16 protein-coding genes are annotated in these 16,999 nt (G+C 56.6%); 11 read left to right on the top strand and 5 right to left on the bottom strand.

Features of this window, described 5'->3' with window-relative positions; all coding sequences use genetic code 11:
* Window positions 1–2: 2 nt before the first annotated feature.
* Window positions 3–1,529 carry a DUF1214 domain-containing protein gene (locus tag TRL7639_RS04145; protein ID WP_085794511.1) on the top strand — a complete coding sequence of 509 codons (1,527 nt, stop codon included), beginning with the start codon at window positions 3–5 and terminating at the stop codon, window positions 1,527–1,529.
* A gap of 57 nt (window positions 1,530–1,586) precedes the next feature.
* Here the strand turns inward: TRL7639_RS04145 and rpsA are convergent, their stop codons facing one another.
* Entirely contained in the window at window positions 1,587–3,263 is a 1,677-nt protein-coding gene (gene rpsA, locus TRL7639_RS04140) for a 30S ribosomal protein S1 (RefSeq protein WP_085794510.1), read from the bottom strand.
* 1,174 nt (window positions 3,264–4,437) lie between these two features.
* On the opposite strand from rpsA, the gene TRL7639_RS22875 reads away from it, so the two are divergent.
* Window positions 4,438–4,743 (top strand): helix-turn-helix domain-containing protein, encoded by a 306-nt coding sequence (locus tag TRL7639_RS22875; RefSeq protein WP_133057604.1) that lies wholly within the window; start codon window positions 4,438–4,440, stop codon window positions 4,741–4,743.
* A gap of 132 nt (window positions 4,744–4,875) precedes the next feature.
* Entirely contained in the window at window positions 4,876–5,535 is a 660-nt protein-coding gene (locus tag TRL7639_RS04125) for a hypothetical protein (protein WP_085794507.1), read from the top strand.
* A gap of 147 nt (window positions 5,536–5,682) precedes the next feature.
* Here TRL7639_RS04125 and TRL7639_RS04120 read toward each other — a convergent pair whose 3' ends face one another.
* Both TRL7639_RS04120 and TRL7639_RS04115 read right to left on the bottom strand, forming a co-directional pair.
* Window positions 5,683–6,300 (bottom strand): NAD(P)H-dependent oxidoreductase, encoded by a 618-nt coding sequence (locus TRL7639_RS04120; RefSeq protein WP_085794506.1) that lies wholly within the window; start codon window positions 6,298–6,300, stop codon window positions 5,683–5,685.
* Window positions 6,301–6,589: 289 nt separating this feature from the next.
* Entirely contained in the window at window positions 6,590–7,309 is a 720-nt protein-coding gene (locus tag TRL7639_RS04115) for a GntR family transcriptional regulator (protein WP_085794505.1), read from the bottom strand.
* A gap of 229 nt (window positions 7,310–7,538) precedes the next feature.
* Here TRL7639_RS04115 and TRL7639_RS04110 point away from each other — a divergent pair, with 229 nt between their 5' ends.
* From TRL7639_RS04110 to TRL7639_RS04085, 6 genes are all read left to right on the top strand, one after another.
* Window positions 7,539–8,726 carry an ABC transporter substrate-binding protein gene (locus TRL7639_RS04110; RefSeq protein WP_085794504.1) on the top strand — a complete coding sequence of 396 codons (1,188 nt, stop codon included), beginning with the start codon at window positions 7,539–7,541 and terminating at the stop codon, window positions 8,724–8,726.
* 89 nt (window positions 8,727–8,815) lie between these two features.
* A complete protein-coding gene (locus TRL7639_RS04105) occupies window positions 8,816–9,685 on the top strand; it encodes a branched-chain amino acid ABC transporter permease (RefSeq protein WP_085794503.1) in 870 nt (289 codons plus the stop codon).
* Between the two features lie 4 nt (window positions 9,686–9,689).
* Complete coding sequence (locus TRL7639_RS04100) at window positions 9,690–10,670, top strand: branched-chain amino acid ABC transporter permease (protein ID WP_207559633.1); 981 nt, start codon at window positions 9,690–9,692, stop codon at window positions 10,668–10,670.
* Window positions 10,667–11,449, top strand: a complete 783-nt coding sequence (locus TRL7639_RS04095) for an ABC transporter ATP-binding protein (RefSeq protein WP_085794502.1) — start codon at window positions 10,667–10,669, stop codon at window positions 11,447–11,449. The genes TRL7639_RS04100 and TRL7639_RS04095 overlap by 4 nt, the downstream gene beginning before the upstream one ends.
* 3 nt (window positions 11,450–11,452) lie before the next feature.
* Window positions 11,453–12,175 (top strand): ABC transporter ATP-binding protein, encoded by a 723-nt coding sequence (locus TRL7639_RS04090; protein WP_085794501.1) that lies wholly within the window; start codon window positions 11,453–11,455, stop codon window positions 12,173–12,175.
* Window positions 12,176–12,181: 6 nt separating this feature from the next.
* Complete coding sequence (locus TRL7639_RS04085) at window positions 12,182–12,865, top strand: aspartate/glutamate racemase family protein (protein ID WP_085794500.1); 684 nt, start codon at window positions 12,182–12,184, stop codon at window positions 12,863–12,865.
* Between the two features lie 151 nt (window positions 12,866–13,016).
* On the opposite strand, the gene TRL7639_RS04080 is transcribed toward TRL7639_RS04085, so the two are convergent.
* Together TRL7639_RS04080 and TRL7639_RS04075 are read right to left on the bottom strand one after the other, a co-directional pair.
* Window positions 13,017–14,126 carry an NADH:flavin oxidoreductase gene (locus tag TRL7639_RS04080; protein WP_085794499.1) on the bottom strand — a complete coding sequence of 370 codons (1,110 nt, stop codon included), beginning with the start codon at window positions 14,124–14,126 and terminating at the stop codon, window positions 13,017–13,019.
* A 68-nt stretch (window positions 14,127–14,194) separates the two neighbouring features.
* Entirely contained in the window at window positions 14,195–14,836 is a 642-nt protein-coding gene (locus TRL7639_RS04075) for an NAD(P)H-dependent oxidoreductase (protein WP_085794498.1), read from the bottom strand.
* 129 nt (window positions 14,837–14,965) lie between these two features.
* On the opposite strand from TRL7639_RS04075, the gene TRL7639_RS04070 reads away from it, so the two are divergent.
* Both TRL7639_RS04070 and TRL7639_RS04065 read left to right on the top strand, forming a co-directional pair.
* Window positions 14,966–15,340: a winged helix-turn-helix transcriptional regulator gene (locus tag TRL7639_RS04070; protein ID WP_085794497.1), complete on the top strand. Its 375-nt coding sequence runs from the start codon at window positions 14,966–14,968 to the stop codon at window positions 15,338–15,340.
* 84 nt (window positions 15,341–15,424) lie between these two features.
* Entirely contained in the window at window positions 15,425–16,975 is a 1,551-nt protein-coding gene (locus TRL7639_RS04065; protein WP_085794496.1) for an AMP-binding protein, read from the top strand.
* Window positions 16,976–16,999: the final 24 nt, after the last annotated feature.

Raw genomic sequence — 16,999 nt, 5'->3', positions numbered from 1 at the left:
TTATGAAGAATCTACTTGGCTCAACTGCTCTCGCTTTCTCTCTTGTGGCTGGCGCTGCTTTGGCTGTCTCGCCCACGGACTCGGAATTTAGCGATACCGGCGACATCCTGGCGCGCTCTGCGCAGCACACCGACATCGACTATGACATCATGCTACAGCGCGCGACACAGGCCGCGATCTACTATATGCCTGCAGTTGCCCAGGTTGACTTCATCAAGGCCACCCTGCGCGCGGGCGGGGATTACGATACGGTCAATTTCGTGACCAAACCGTTTGGGTCAGAGAAAGGGTTCCTGACCGCCAATGATACAACCGCCTACGCCTGGGGCTCCATCTCGACCAAGACCGGTCCGATGGTGGTCGAGGTTCCCCCGATGAATGACAAGGTGGACTATTTCGGGTCCTTCATCTCGGCCTGGCACGTGCCCATGGTGGATGTTGGCTCCAAAGGTGCGGACCAGGGCAAGGGCGGCAAATACCTGTTTCTGCCGCCGGGCTACGACAACGCCTTTGGCACGGCAGCCGAGTTGGAGGCGCAGGGGTATATCATCGTGCCCGGATTGGACACGCATGATGTGTCTTACTCATTCCGCCCGACGCTCCTGAACGGGGCCACCCATGCCGAGGCTGGCGAACATGCCAAGGGCATCAAGGTCTATACCTTGGAAGAGGATGTCACTGGAGACATCGAGCCGACGCACTATCTGGATGCCACCGACCTGCCCTACGACTGCCTGCCCTACTACAACATGACCTTCATCGAAGACATCAACGACGTGGTGCAGAACAACCCGGTGCGCGAGAAAGACCGCGCCATCTATTCCATGCTCCAAAGCATCGGCATCCAGAAAGGCCAGGCGTTCGAGCCGACCGACATCCAGAAGAAAGCCGCGCTCGAGGGTCTGGAACTCGCCTACGCCTACATGCAGAACAAGTTCATCACCGAAGGTGAGACCGTTGCCCCGCTTTGGGTCAAGGATGGCGAAAAGCTGTCCGAGTGGTCGTTCTGGAACTTCGGCCCCCAGGCGCAGATGGGCTTTCCATTCGAAGATGGCGACGAGATCCTGATCGACAAACGCGCCGCGACCTATTTCTACGTCACTTTCCTGCCGAACAAACTGGGCGGTGCAACGTTCTATCTGACCGGTCTGCGCGATTCCGATGGCAACATGCTGAACGGCACCGACACCTACAAGCTCAACGTGCCTGCCGATGTCCCGGCCAAGGATTTCTGGTCGGCCATCGTCTACAACATGGAAACCAAAAACTTCAATCGCGGCGTCGATCGCGTGGGCGCGTCGACCAAAGACCTGGATAATATGGTCAAGAACGACGACGGCTCTGTCGACGTGTATTACGCCCCGAACCTGGACGAGGTGCCCGAAGGCTATGAGGCAAATTGGGTGACCACCCAGAGTGCGACAAACGCCAACGACTGGTTCTTCCTGTTCCGCCTCTATCGTCCTGAATCCAAAGATTGGTTCAAGAACTGGATGCTGGGCGACGTCGAAAACATCTCAAATCGTTGACAAAAAAAGGGCCCCGCAACTTGCGTTGCGAGGCCCCGTACCTTCCAAGCGGATGGATCAGTCGCCCGATTTCAGAGCTGCGCCCAGGATGTCGCCCAGCGATGCGCCGGAATCCGAGGAGCCATACTGTTCCACTGCTTCTTTCTCTTCCGCGATCTCGCGTGCCTTGATCGACAGGCCCAGACGGCGGGTCTTGCTGTCGACGTTGGTGACGCGGACGTCGATCTTGTCGCTGACCGAGAAACGCTCAGGGCGCTGCTCGGCACGGTCACGCGACAGGTCGGAGCGGCGGATGAAGGATTTCATGCCTTCGTATTCCACCTCGATGCCGCCATCTTCGATTGCGGTCACTTCGACGGTCACGATCGAACCACGCTTCACGCCGCCAACGGCTTCGGCGAACTTGTCACCGCCCAGGTTTTTGATCGACAGCGAGATACGCTCTTTGTCGACGTCAACCTCGGAGACAACGGCCGAAACCATGTCGCCTTTGCGGTAGTTCTGGATCGCATCTTCGCCACGCTCGTCCCACGACAGGTCGGACAGGTGAACCATGCCGTCGATGTCGCCGTCGAGGCCGATGAACAGACCGAACTCGGTGATGTTCTTGACTTCGCCTTCGACCTGAGTGCCCTCGGGGTGTGTTTCTGCAAACACTTCCCACGGGTTGCGCATGGTCTGCTTGAGGCCCAGGGAAACGCGACGCTTGGCGCCGTCGATTTCCAGAACCATGACGTCGACTTCCTGGCTGGTCGAAACGATCTTGCCGGGGTGGACGTTTTTCTTGGTCCAGGACATCTCGGACACGTGAACCAGACCTTCGACGCCCGGCTCCAGCTCAACAAACGCACCGTAGTCGGTGATGTTGGTGACGCGGCCCTTGTGTACCGATTCCAGCGGATACTTGGCAGCAACCAGATCCCACGGATCTTCTTGCAGCTGCTTCATGCCCAAGGAGATACGGTGGGTCTCTTTGTTGATCTTGATGACCTGAACCTTGACGGTTTCGCCGATCGACAGGATCTCGGACGGGTGGTTCACACGGCGCCATGCCATGTCGGTGACGTGCAGCAGGCCGTCTACGCCGCCCAGGTCAACAAACGCACCGTATTCGGTGATGTTCTTGACCACGCCGTCGACTGCCTGACCTTCGGACAGGTTGCCAATGACTTCGGCGCGCTGTTCGGCACGCGATTCTTCCAGAATGGCGCGACGCGACACAACGATGTTGCCACGGCGGCGGTCCATTTTCAGGATCTGGAACGGCTGCTTGAGACCCATCAGCGGGCCAGCGTCGCGCACGGGGCGAACGTCAACCTGCGAGCCGGGCAGGAACGCAACTGCGCCACCCAGATCGACGGTGAAGCCACCTTTGACACGACCAAAGATCGCGCCTTCGACGCGCTGGTCGTCTGCGTATGCTTTTTCCAGGCGGTCCCATGCTTCTTCACGGCGGGCCATCTCGCGCGAGATAACAGCTTCGCCGCGGGCGTTTTCAGCCGCGCGCAGGTAAACCTCAACTTCATCGCCAACAGCGATTTCAGGGGCTTCGCCAGGATTTGCGAATTCTTTCAGCTCGACGCGGCCTTCCATTTTGTAGCCGACGTCGATGATGGCTTGGCCTGCTTCAATCGCGATGACCTTGCCTTTGACAACCGAACCCTCTTCGGGGGTGTCCATTTCGAAGCTTTCTTGCAGGAGGGCTTCGAATTCCTCCATGGATGTATCAGCCATGTGGCGTGTGTGTCCTTTACAACGGTTTTTTTCTGGCCGTGCGGTTGTCTCCGCCGGTCTTGGTTAAGCCTGTCCAGCACGTGGACCGGGACACATCTGATCAAACAAACACAAAGGGCCGAGGTGTACCCCAGCCCTGCTCAGATATGTCATCCGGACGTTGACCGCCCATGTACAGACAACGCGCGATATAGACAGATTCCCCCATGTGCGCAAGAGAAAGCAACGGTCTTGCTCATAATGCGAAGCAACGTCCCTGAAGTTCTGGTCCCCTGAAAAGACTTCGCTCGGTCTCGTCCCATTTTACAATCGACACTGCCCTTTTGAGATGAAATGACAATTTTTCTTGATATTCATTTTGATTAGTCATATTGATTATTGTGTGGCACATACATTTTGAGGGGAGCAAAATGAACTCGACCAGATCCTATGAGCAGTCCACATCGTTGTTGAGCCTGCTTTACACCGGGTTGTTTTCCCGTTTTTCAAAGCAGGGAACAGAAACTTGTGAACGCCCCAGGAACAGTTCCTTGGCCAATAGGCTTTCAAGGATGTGCGATGAAAAGGCGACCGAGGCTGGGCATCCGGTTTCACCCGATTGCAGAAATCTAGACTTAGTCATAATGACTTCAGAAAACTTTGAATTCAGGGCACAGGTGACAACATTGCACCCCTACGCACGGTCCATAAGTTACTGCATGCATCCGGATCAAGCGTGGTTGCGAGTTGATCAGCTGGAGCCCAAATTGACTGTGCTTTTTGTTGACATCGACACATTCGAGGAAACCGTCAACGTTGTCGATAAACTGCTGTCCCTAAGGCAGAAAAAGCCTGATCTCAGCATAGTCATATTGTCTACAACTTTTGCACGCAATGACTTCTCCATAGTGCGTCAGGCCATTGCGGATTGCTCGTTAAGGTTACCGACGACGACTATGACACTTGGCCTTGCAATTGGCGCTGCTCGAAGTAACGCTCTTGCACGTCGATACACAACGTTCGAAGACTTCACAAATGCGTCTCACATGGATACAACCAGTTGACTTGACAACTGTTAGGGACTATCTACCCCAACGTTAAGCCAGCCCACCAGAGACAATCAAGTTGACTGGGCTTTCGATCTAAAATACCGTGTTTGTACTTACTTCGTCGGTACAAAGCACGGGATTTGGTTATGAGCGCAGGCATTTTTGCCCAAATCGCACAACTGCGAGATTTGCTTAACACGATGGAGCGAGACCTTGGGATTGACAAGCTTTCACCCAATGAAAGGGATGTGTTGCTTGCCTTCTATGCCAATGCTTGGTGTGATGGCGACGACCGCCCCGTCTGCACAACAGATGTTGTGCGAGAACATCCGACCATACAGCGTATTTCCCAACCAACCTTCCACAGGACCCTCAAAAAACTGGTGGAGAAAGGTTTGGTCCTGCAAGACCGCTCGCTTGGTGCGGGCTTGTATGCACTCCCGAAAAGTTAGGATCTGGCGCCTTTTTGGAGCGGCCCCTCTGGCGGCGCCCATGGCCGGACCGTCGGCGCCTGCTGCACAGCCCGTCCCCCACGGTCACGCTCAGTGTTCCAAAGGATCGGACTACGCCTCTGGCCCAGACCAATGACCAGTGGCTTATTGAAAATTGGACGCTCGGACTTTGCCCTGAGAACCCTGACCTATAGTTCGGTGTTGTTTCTTGTAACCGCCGTGAAGGCCGAGCTCATTACTCCCTTGAAACACAAATATCTGTTTGGCCCCCTTTCAGATTCGACCGTAGTGCTTTTGCCGCTGGGCATCATTGTGATTGTCAGTTTTTTCGAAGGTAAACAGGCGCCATTGTTCTTGGTGCCGGGCGCGTTGCTCAGCCAATTAACTTACTTCGACCCGGCAATGCCGAACATTGATTTTTTCGCAATTCTGGTAGTGAACATCTGCACCGCATCCATCGTGTTCTGCGTCCTGGATTGGACAACACTGTGCAATCGCCGTGAAGACATGATGCACTCACGCGCCTGGAGGTTGCTGCTGTTTGGTGGATTTGTGGCATCATTGTTAATTTCACTGCTGGTGCACAGCATCGAAGAGAACCACTCGGTGAGCTGCGCGCATACAGCGCAAATCGTGCTGCTCAATGCGATTGGATACCTGATCGGACTTTTTGTGGTGCTGGGCGTCCTGGCGATGCTGTTTCGCTACACCCCGGGGCTCAAAAAGAATGTAACGATCGCACGCTGTGACCACAGCAAAACGACCAACGGCTGGAACAACGATACAGAATAGAAACAAGGCGCCTCATACCGGTGCACAAAGATTGCCGTTCCCGACGATTGCGACCCGCAATCCCACTCACGGGTGAACGGCCGGTTCCGGGCCACGGCAGTAGACATCGTGGCCCGGTTCTGTTTGTGGCGCTGATGTCAGGACCCACTAATTTTGCACCGGCTGCGTGCGAACCACTTGCCGTGTTGCGCAAGTCGGCGTTGGCAAGGTCAGGCCGATGTGATGGCATCTATCCAGCAGAGCGCGACGCCGTTCAAACGACCCGGTCGCCCCGCAAAGCAGCTCCATATGGCGCGGCGACCAGCCGAAATAGCCGAACGTGCCCTTGGTCCATGCCGTATCTAGCGATTGCCCATAACCCTTATCTTCGATCTCGTCCGAGCGGGCACCTGCCGGGATCAGCAAAACACCGGTACGGGGCCTTTGCAGGGACACCTCGCGGTCATCAAGCTGATCATAGGCCCAACCCCAGCTCCAGACGCGATCGACCCAGCCTTTGGTCATCGAAGGCATCCCCCACCAGAACAGCGGAAACACCAGGCAGATGGCATCGGCGCGGGCGATGCGATCCTGTTCGGCCAGAACGTCAGAGGAGGTCTCGCCGTTTGCGTCCGCGAGCGTCCAACGGGGGTCGAAGCCTTCGGCGTGCAGATCGGCCAATTCGCTTGTATGCCCCGCAGCTTGCGCGCCCGCCATGAACTGCCTTGCAGCGGCGGCACTGAAGGAGGCGGGGTCAGGATGGTCCAGAACGGTGAGTACGTGCATTGCGGCCCTCAAGTTGCGTGTCAAAGACAAGGATGCAGGCTCAACCTAGCTTGAGATCAAGTGGAAATCCCACTTTCATCCGCGGGGCCACTGTCGTGGTAGTCCAAAACAGCCAAACATGATCTCTTGAAGTGCTGATGCAGATTTCTGCTTTGAGCCCATCTTATCGGATACTGGGATCTGCAGGACTGGCCGCAGTCACCTGGGACCCTGAACCCTGAGCGGGCAACCTAACTACACTGAACGATTTCCAAATGCCTTTCGTTCCCGAGAACCACTGGCAACCTGATCAATCCGAACCGAGAATAGCAGCCAGATCATCCTGAGGCTTTTGCCGCGCTTCCATGTCAAGACCGCTCTGAATGTGGTTCAGGTGAGATATCAGAAGCTGCTCAGACATCTCTGCGTCCTTTGATTGGATCGCCTTTAAGATGTTGCTGTGCTCATCATCTGGACAGCTCGCATTCTCTGACGATCCAAAGAGACCGACGATGAGGGACGTCCGCGTGACCAACTCGCGCGTCATACGGAAAATGAACTTGTTGCCCGTCGCCTCAGCGAGTTTCGTATGGAATTCGCCGGACAGACGAATGATCTCGGTTCGCTCGTTCTTTTCGCGGGCCCTATCCTCCAGCGCGATGTGTTCGATGAGAACCGTCAGATCAATTTCACCAGCGCTTTGGGCCAATTGTCGAACAAGAGGTGGCTCAATCAACATCCGAGCTGCAAATACATCGTTCGCCTCAGACTTGTCAGGACAAGCAACATAGGCACCACGATTTGACTGAAGCTCAATGAGCCCTTGGCTTGAGAGCAGCAGAAGTGCCCGTCGAACCCGCATACGGCCAACGCCAAAGGTCTCACACAATCGGCCTTCACTCAGTTTGGTATTGGGCGCCAAGCGTTGTTCCATGATGGCCTTGTAGATGCGCTCAACGATAAAATTCTCATCTACTTCTGGGCTTGGGTCCGTTTTGCCAATGCTGCTTTTCTGAGGAATGGAGGGCACGAGACTACTTTCAGGGTTAATTTACTTGGCGAATTCTTTCGCTGGAAAAACATAGCCTTCAATCAGTGTAAGGCCAAGCAACAGAGTGTGTCGACAAAGATTTTTAAAAGTGTTGACAAAGATTGTTAACAATTGTGAACTGACCACGCGGCAAGCATGGGGGGCCCATCAAACTGTCAGCCAAGAAAGGCGCGAAATGCGTCGAAATTGAATTCAACGGGAGTTAAAAATGCATCGAAGATCACTCATGAAGACTGCCCTGACTGCTGCAACATTGACAGCACTTGGGGCAACCGCGGCCTTTGCAGAGAACCCGGTTCTCAAAATTGGCTTTGTTGGCGTGACCAGTGGCCCTGCCGCCGCTTGGGGAATTTCCAACCAGCGTTCAATGGAGGTGCGTGCAGACTGGATCAATGAGACCGGCGGTTACACCATCGGCGACACGACCTATGACATTGAAATCGTTTCCTTTGATGACCAGAAAGACCCCAAGCGCGCAATCGCGGGCATGGAGAAAATGGCGCAAGAGGGCATCCACTATGTCGTGGGTCCGAACGTCGACGACGGCGCTGCGGCTGTTCGCCCGGTGGCCGAAGCCAACGGGATCATGTACTTCCCATACGCGTTCCCGAAAGAGCTCTATCAAGCGCCCGCTTCGAACGCCGTCCTTGGTATGGTTGCCAACTACCAATCCGGTCCGGCGATCTACAAACATCTGATGGAAAGCGAAGGCGTGGAAACGGTTGCGTTCATTGCGGCCAACGAATCTGACCCGCTGAGCCAGCGTGACGGTGGCGTAGCCGCGGCCGAAGCTCTTGGTCTGGAGGTTGTCTCTTCCAGCGTCACTTATCAGGTCGATACCACGGATTTCACGCCGGTGCTGACACCCGTGATGCGCGCGCAGCCAGATTTGCTGGTGTTGTCGGGCGTGTCGCCTGCCAATGCACCGCAGCTCATTCGATCTGCGCGTGAACTTGGGTTCCAGGGCCTCATCTCTACAGAAACAGCACAAGACGCCGGCGTTCTAGCCGAGGGAGCTGGTGATCTTGCTAACGGCTTCATCTCTGTTGGTGGTGCATCCACACCAGAGCTTGCGTCGCCGTTGATGAATGAATTCGTTGCGCGCTACACCGAGATGTTCGGAGAGTATAACGACGAGTCCAATACCAAGGTCTATGCGTTGGAATACATTCTCGAGACCCTGAAAGCCAATCCTGCCGCCATCGACGACGTGGACACCTTCCAGGCCACCATGGACACTTTCGAGGCACCAAATCCCTATATGAATGGTGACGCAACACTCCGCTATGTCGGCATGACATCCTTTGGTCAGCGCCGTCAGGTTGCAGTGCCTTTGGTGGTAAACGTCTATCAGGATGGCGCGTTCGAAACGCTGTTTGTCGCTGAAGTCGACTAAAGACGTCCTTTTCTGCCTGTGACCAGTTCCTGAGCAGAACCTCCCCGGGCCGCATTTGGCCCGGGGCTTTTCCAAGAAAGAGCACCACGATGGAACAGATATTGGCCAATGGCGTCTATCTAGGGTCCCAGTATGCGATGATCGCGCTTGGTCTGACCCTGATCTTTGCCCTGATGAACGTCCTTAACTTTGCCCATGGGCAGATGTATGTGATCGGCGGCTTCGTCACTTACACTTTCTACGGTCAATGGGGCGTCCCGTTTGTCTTGGCGCTCGTGATGTCTTGCGTCACGCTGGCCATCCTTGGTGCATTGATCGAGAAATTTCTATTCGCGCCGGTGATCAAAGGATCGGCGCGCGAGGAAAGCACGATGCTGCTGGCCGCTGGCATCGCCTTCTTCCTCGATGCATTGATCCTGCTGATCTTCGGTGAGAAGCAGCGCGGTGTTCCCAAGATCATCGACGGCGTGTTCAACTGGGATTTCCGGATCATAATGCCCTACGACCGCATCCTGATCTGTGTGCTGGCGATCCTGTCGATCGTCGCCTTTGTCGGCCTGATGCAATACACAAAGACGGGCCGCGCCCTGCGCGCCCTGGCCCAGGATCGGACAGCAGCCCAGTTGATGGGCGTGAATGTCGGCCGCTATTCAATGATCGGATTTGCACTTGGCGCGATGCTCGCCGGTTTGGTCGGCGGCCTGTTGGTCACGATCACGGGCGTTAACCTTGGCATGGGCGGTCCCACATCGATCAAAGCCTTTATGATGGTGATGATTGGCGGCGCAGGTGTGATCTCCGGCGCGATTTGGGGCGGTATCATTCTGGGGTTTATGGAGGCAATCGGCCTCGCGCTGCTCTATCAGTACGGCGACATCACCTATCTGCTGATCTTCGTTTCCTTGATGATTTTCCTCGCCATCAGACCGCAAGGACTGATGGGCAAGCCGTGGGGTTGATCTGATGTTGGGATTTACTTCAAAACAGCTTGTCAGTGTCGGGATTTTCTTGTTTGCGATCTTCATCGGCGTGCCGCTGATTATTGGCGCAACAGGCCGCTGGGACTTCTATTTCACGCTAACCTCTGTCGCCCTTCTGGCCATAGCAAGCGCCGGGGTCTGGCTGACTTTCTACATCGGCCGGATCAATATCGGCCAAGGCGCCTTCGCATTGATCGGTGCCTATGTCTCGGCCATTCTGGTGGTAAAGGCGGGCTGGTCCTTTTGGATATCACTCCCTGCGGCCGGGCTGTTCGCAGCAGTAGTGGCGATCTTGATCGGCCTGCCAATACTGCGCCTTCGCGGCGTCTATTTCGCAATGATCACGCTGGTTCTGACACAGGTTGTCACGCTGACAGCCCTGGCGCTGCCCATAACCAACGGGGCAAAGGGCATCTCGAACATCCCGCTGCCCTCGGGCATCTCGTTGTTTGGCATTCCAATCCTGCCTGACTTTGCCGAGATGGGGAACACCAAGTTGGCGTTCTATTACACCGCCTGTATCATCATGGTCTTGACCTATGCCGCGCTTTACCGGCTGGTGAACTCGCGCCTCGGGCATCTGTGCCGCTCCATGCAGCAGAACGAAGAACTTGCCAGCTCCATCGGGGTCAACATCGCCTACATCCGCATCCTGATCTTTGCCATCTCCAGCTTCTTTGGTGGGCTTGGTGGGGCCATGTTCGGATCCATCGCACAGTCGGTCTACCCTTCCAGTTTTCAGGTCGCAGACTCGGTCAACTTCATGCTGAACTGTTTCCTTGGAGGGCTCGGCTATGTCTTTGGTCCGATGCTTGGCACGCTGGTGCTCTATTTTGGCTGGGACTTGTTGTTCGAGTTCGGCAAATACCAGATGCTGATCTATTCAACGATCCTGATCATCATCATCCGCTTCCTTCCCAATGGCCTGCTGAGCATCCGTTTCGGCAAAGGAGGTGACAAATGAGCCCGCTTCTTCAAATCAACAACGTCACCAAAAAATATGGTGGTCTGACGGCAAACAATGCGATCAGCTTTGATGTGGCCGAGAACGAAATCCTGTCGGTGATTGGCCCGAACGGCGCGGGCAAATCCACGCTGTTTAAGATGATCTCCTCCTTTACACCCACAACCTCGGGCGAAGTCATCTATCAGGGAGAGCGCATTTCGAACCTCAAGCCACATATCGTGGCGCGCAAAGGGGTCGTGCGCACGTTTCAGGAAACTACGATCTTCAAGAATATGACCGTGCGTGAAAGCGTTGTGGTCGCGCAGCACTTGCGCGCCAAGGCGTCGCTTGCGGGATATTTCTGGGGGTCGAAAACGGCCAAGGATGATGTGACTGCCTTTGAAAAATACGCGGACGAGTTGCTGGAGTTCCTTGGCATGTCTCAGATCAGCAATGAACAGGCCAGCAATCTGCCACAAGGCAGTCTGCGCACGCTTGGTATTGCGATCGGCCTCGCGACCGACCCGAAGGTGCTGCTGTTGGACGAGCCGTTCGCGGGAATGAACCACGATGAAACCATGAATATGGTCAATCTGGTGCGCTCTGTACGCGATGAACGCGGTGTTACGGTCATGCTGGTAGAACACGATATGCCTGCGGTCATGAATATCTCGGACAGGATTGTGGTTTTGAACTTTGGCGAAAAGATCGCCGAGGGCACACCTTCCGAAATCCAGAGCAATGAAAAAGTCATCGAGGCCTATCTTGGCAGCGTCGACGATGAGATCGGGATGTAAACCATGACAGCCATGTTGGATTTCAAAGACGTCGAACTTTACTACGATCATGTTTACGCGCTGAAAGGCGTGTCCCTGAACGTGAACCAAGGTGAAACCGTTGCCCTGATCGGGGCGAATGGCGCAGGCAAATCGTCAATTTTGCGCGCCATCACCGGTTTGGCCAAGCCGAAAAGCGGCTCTGTGACCTTCGAGGGCGCGCGCGTAGACGGCGTGGACCCTTCGGACATCGTCAAAAGCGGTATCGCTATGGTGCCAGAAGGTCGCCGCGTATTCCCGTTCATGTCGGTCAAAGACAACCTGATGATGGGGGCCTTCACCCGCAACGACAAGGCGGAGATCCAGAACACTTTGGACAGCATCCTGAACCGCTTTCCACGCCTGAAAGAACGCTACAGTCAAGCCGCCGGAACGTTGTCGGGCGGTGAGCAACAGATGATGGTGATCGGGCGTGCGTTGATGGCAAAACCCAAGCTCTTGTTGCTGGATGAACCAAGCCTCGGGATCGCCCCCAAGCTGGTGCAGGACATTGCCCGTTCAATCGTCGCAATCAATCGTGACGAAGGCGTGTCGGTTCTGTTGGTGGAACAAAACTCTCGCATGGCGTTGAGTATTTCGCACCGTGCCTACGCCATGGCGACAGGGAACGTTGTCATCGAAGGCAACTCCAGGGACCTGTTGCACGATGACCGGATCAAGGCCGCCTACCTTGGCGGTGAGGTGTGAATTGATATGAAAATCTTGGTTATCAACCCGAACACGACTACCTCTATGACAGAAAAAATTGGGATCGCAGCAAAGGCTGTTGCCCGTCCGGATACAGAGATTGTGGCCACCAACTCGCAAGATGGCCCCGCCAGTATTCAGGGCTATCTGGATGTCGCCAACTGCATCCCCGGCCTGCTGGCCGAGGTTTCGCGACATCAGGATGTTGATGCTATTGTGATTGCCTGTTTCGATGATACCGGCGTGGATGCAGTGCGGTCTCTGGTCAACGTACCAGTCTTGGGTATTGGCGAGGCCGCCTATCATGCAGCCACCATGATTGCCAACAAGTTCAGTGTCATCACAACGCTCTCACGTTCGGTTCCTGGGCTGGAGCACAACCTGATGCGCTATGGGCTTGCTCAAAAATGCGCGCGCGTCCGAGCAACAGACATTCCTGTCCTCAAACTGGAAGAGGGCGACCCGGCAACAATGTTCAAGATCAAGTCCGAAATCCGCGATTCAATTGAGCAAGACAATACCGAAGCAATCGTTTTGGGGTGTGCCGGAATGGCGGATCTCATGGCGCAACTCAGCGAGGAATTCGGGTTACCAGTGATCGATGGCGTCGCAGCAGGTGTCACATTTGCCGAGGCGCTGGTGAACAACCGGCTGGGCACTTCGAAAATTGGGGCCTATTCGCGCCATTGATTGCACGGCAAGAGACATTTCATTGCAATTCAACCCTTGGCGAACTTGGCCAATGAATAGCCACCAGGCTCAGGCGCCTAGCTGTCTTTGGCTTTCCGGGACCCTTTTGCGCGGGCCCCGGAATTCGGCATCGGCAATCAAAGCAAAGCCGTCAGTAGAGCTTGTGCAGCATCTCTTTTTCAAAGGCCGCCAGGTCGGCGAGTTTGCCGGCCTGCACCTGATTGGCCCAGTCAGGGTTGGCGATCAGGGCGCGGCCGACGGCGACCATGTCGAACTCGTCGCGGTCCATACGGTCGACCAGATTGTCGATGCTGGCGGGTTCTGCGGCCTTGAAGTCGGCTGTGCCGTCTTCGGGCAGGAAGTCGGCATTCAGGCCCACCGAACCCACAGTGATGCAGGGCTTGCCGGTCAGCTTGCGGGCCCAACCGGCCAGGTTCAGATCAGAACCGTCAAACTCGGGCTCCCAAAACCGACGGGTCGAGCAATGGAAGATGTCCACACCGGCCTCGGCCAGCGGTTGCAGGAAGGCGCCCAGTTCTTCGGGCGTTTCGCACAGGCGTGCGCCATAATCCTGTTGTTTCCACTGTGAAAAGCGGAAGATCACCGGAAAATCGGGGCTGACGGCGGCGCGGACGGCCTGCACCACCTCGAGCGCAAACTTTGAGCGCGCAGCAAGGTCACCACCATAGGCATCGTCACGCTGGTTGGTGCCGTCCCAGAAGAACTGGTCGATCAGATAGCCGTGTGCGCCGTGGATTTCGACTGCATCGAAACCGATCTCTTCGGCGTCTTTGGCGGCCTTGGCAAAGGCGGCAACAACGTCGTTGATGTCGTCCTGGGTCATGGCGTGGCCCCGGACCTTGCCCGGCACGGCCATGCCGCTGGGGCTGTAGCCCGGTGTGTCGCCACCAGGGTTCACACCAGGGCGACGGATGGCGCCCACGTGCCAGATCTGGGGCGCGATCTTGCCGCCTGCTTCGTGGACGGCCTCGACAACCCGCTTCCATCCAGCCAGCGCCTCGTTCCCAAAGAAGGCGGGCACGTTCGGATAGGCGATGGCGGCGGGGTGATCGACAAAGGTGCCCTCGGTAATGATCAGGCCAACGCCGCCCTCGGCCCGGCGGCGATAGTAATCGACCACCTCGTCATTTGGCACATTGCCGGGCGACATGGTGCGGGTCATGGGGGCCATCACGACACGGTTTTTTAGGGTCAATTTCTCGCTTTCCAGCGGGCGGAACAAGGCGTCGGCCTGGGTCATGTCTGTGATCCTGCAAGGTGTGTCAAAGAAAGAGGGCGGCCAAACGGACCGCCCTGTCAACCGCCAGATCAGGCGATTTCTGTCACAAAGGTCTCTTTCGATTTACGGACCTTTTTCATCGGCAGCAGCCAGTCGGCATCTTCCTGACGGTAGCCCAGTGGCAACAGCACGACCGAGCGCAGGCCTTTTTCGCTCAGGCCCAGAATTTCGTCGACCTTGGCGGGATCAAAACCTTCCATCGGACAGCAGTCCACGTCCAGTTCGGCCGCCGCAGCCATGGCAAAGCCCAGCGCGATATAGGCCTGACGGGCGGCGTGGTCGTGATTCACCTGTTCGTCGCGCGGCAGGTAGTTGGCTTTGAGGTTCTCGTAGTACTGGTTCAGCATCGGGATCTCACCGCGCTCGTCCGTCATCTGCTGGGTCACCGCGTCGATGCGATCAGCCGAGTAGTTGTCCCAAGCCGCAAACACCAACAGATGCGAGCCTTCGGTGATCTGCGCCTGATCCCAGGCGTGCGGGCGGATCTGGGCGCGAATGTCGGGGTTGGTCACAACAAACAGCTCGAACGGCTGGGTGCCGCTCGAGGTGGGGGTCATGCGAACGGCCTCGACGATCTGGTCGACCTTGTCTTGCTCAACCGGTTTGGCGGGGTCCATCTTCTTGGTTGCGTAGCGCCAGTTCAGCTTGTCGATCAGTGTGCTTTTGGTCATATCTTGCGTCCTTTGTGGGGCACCCGCCCCGGGGTGGTATAATTTTGTAACCGACGATATATGTAACACCATAAAGACCCGCAAGAAGGCACATCTCTGAGCCCCGGTTACACAGAGGGAACCACTGCCATGAACAAAGCCAATCAATGCCCCGAATGTGGTCGCATCAACGAGGTTCTGGGCCGCGTCGGTGATCGCTGGAGCGTGCTGATCGTGATCTCTCTGGCGCAATACGGTACGCTGCGGTTCAATGAGCTCAAGCGGCATCTTGGGATTTCGCAGCGCATGCTCAGCCTGACGTTGCGTGCTTTGGAGCGGGACGGGTTGGTCAACCGCACCTATCACCCGACCATTCCGCCCAAGGTGGAGTATTCCCTGACCCCGCTGGGTCAATCGTTCCGCAAGCCGGTCGAGGTCATGGGCCTCTGGGCGTTGGAGAACCTGGGCGCCATCGACAAGGCCCGCGCAGCATATGATGCCGAGGTCGCAGTGGAAGACGCATAACCCCACAGAGAATATTCTTTTGGTTTGCGCGCGGACGCTCCTACAGTGGTCGCAATCAAAAGAATAATTCAGGGAGATTTTCGCGTGGGTATCATCACCAGTTCATTCCCGGACGTGGCCTTGTCCGATCAGACCATCACGCAACGGGTGTTTGCGGGGATCGACCCCGAAATGACCATTCTGATCGACGGTCCAACCGAGCGCAGCTACACGGGCGCGCAGTTCATGGGAGCCGTCAAATCCCTGGCCGGGGGCCTAGACGCGCGCGGCATGGGTGCGGGCAAATGCGTGGCACTGATGCTGCCCAACATCCCGGAATACTGCATCGCCTTTCACGGCGTGGCCTGGGCCGGGGGCACGGTGACCACGATCAACCCGACCTACACCGCGCATGAGGTGAACCATCAGCTGCGCGATGCCTCGGCGGATACGCTGGTCACGATCGAGATGTTTCTGGACACCGCGCGCGAGGCGATCAAAGGCACAGGCGTGACCCAGATCGTGGTGATAGGTGACGCGCCCGAGGGCACGGTGGCGTTCTCCGACCTGATGGGCGCGCCCATGGCCGAGCAGGCCCCGGTGGATGCGGCCGAACATGTGGTGGCGCTGCCTTATTCTTCTGGCACGACCGGTCTACCCAAGGGAGTGATGCTGACCCACCAGAACCTGGTGGTGAACACCGATCAGACACTGGTGCCATCGGACCTGACCAACGGCGAACGGACGGTGGTGTTTCTGCCGTTCTTCCATATCTACGGCCTGCAGGTGATGATGAACATCTACCTGGCCGCAGGTGGTGCGCTGGTCACCATGCCCAGGTTCGATCTGGAGCAGTATCTTGACCTGATCAGCGAACACAAAACGCCGCGCCTGTGGATCGTACCACCGGTGGCACTGGCGCTGGCGATGCATCCGCTCATCGACAAATATGACCTGTCGTTCACCGATCAGATCTTTTGCGCCGCCGCCCCCTTGGGCGCGGATGTGGGGGATGCTTTGGCCGGGCGGTTGGACGCGCGGGTCAATCAGGGGTATGGCATGACCGAGCTGAGCCCGGTCAGTCATATCTCTCCCAACGGGGTGGGCAAATCCGGCGCCTCGGGCGTGACCATCCCCAGCACCGAATGCCGGATCGTCAACATCGACACGATGGAGGATGCTGCAGACGGCGAGGATGGCGAACTGTGGATCCGCGGGCCGCAGGTGATGAAGGGATACCTGAACAACCCCACCGCCACAGCCGAGACCATTGTTGACGGTGGCTGGCTGCGTACCGGGGACATCGCGCATTTCGATGACGAAGGATATGTTTACATCACCGATCGCTTGAAAGAGCTGATCAAGTACAACGGGTTTCAAGTCGCCCCGGCAGAGCTGGAGGCCGAGTTGCTCACCCATCCCGACATCGTGGACGCCGCTGTGATTGGCAAACCCGATGATGCCGTCGGAGAGTTGCCGATGGCCTTTGTCGTAGCCGCTCCGGGCAAGGCTGCCCCCGATCTAGCGGCCGTGCAGACCTATCTGGGCGACCGGTTGGCGCATTACAAACAGGTCCGCGTGCTCGAGGTGATCGACGAAGTGCCAAAATCGCCGTCGGGCAAGATTCTACGTCGTTTTTTGAAGGACCGCCTGTAACCCCTGCGTGCTAGGGATTGGAAA

Source organism: Falsiruegeria litorea R37, assembly GCF_900172225.1.
In the GTDB taxonomy this organism is placed as follows: domain Bacteria; phylum Pseudomonadota; class Alphaproteobacteria; order Rhodobacterales; family Rhodobacteraceae; genus Falsiruegeria; species Falsiruegeria litorea.
Note: the sequence above shows the minus strand (reverse complement) of the source record. Positions and strands in the feature narration are given on the sequence as shown.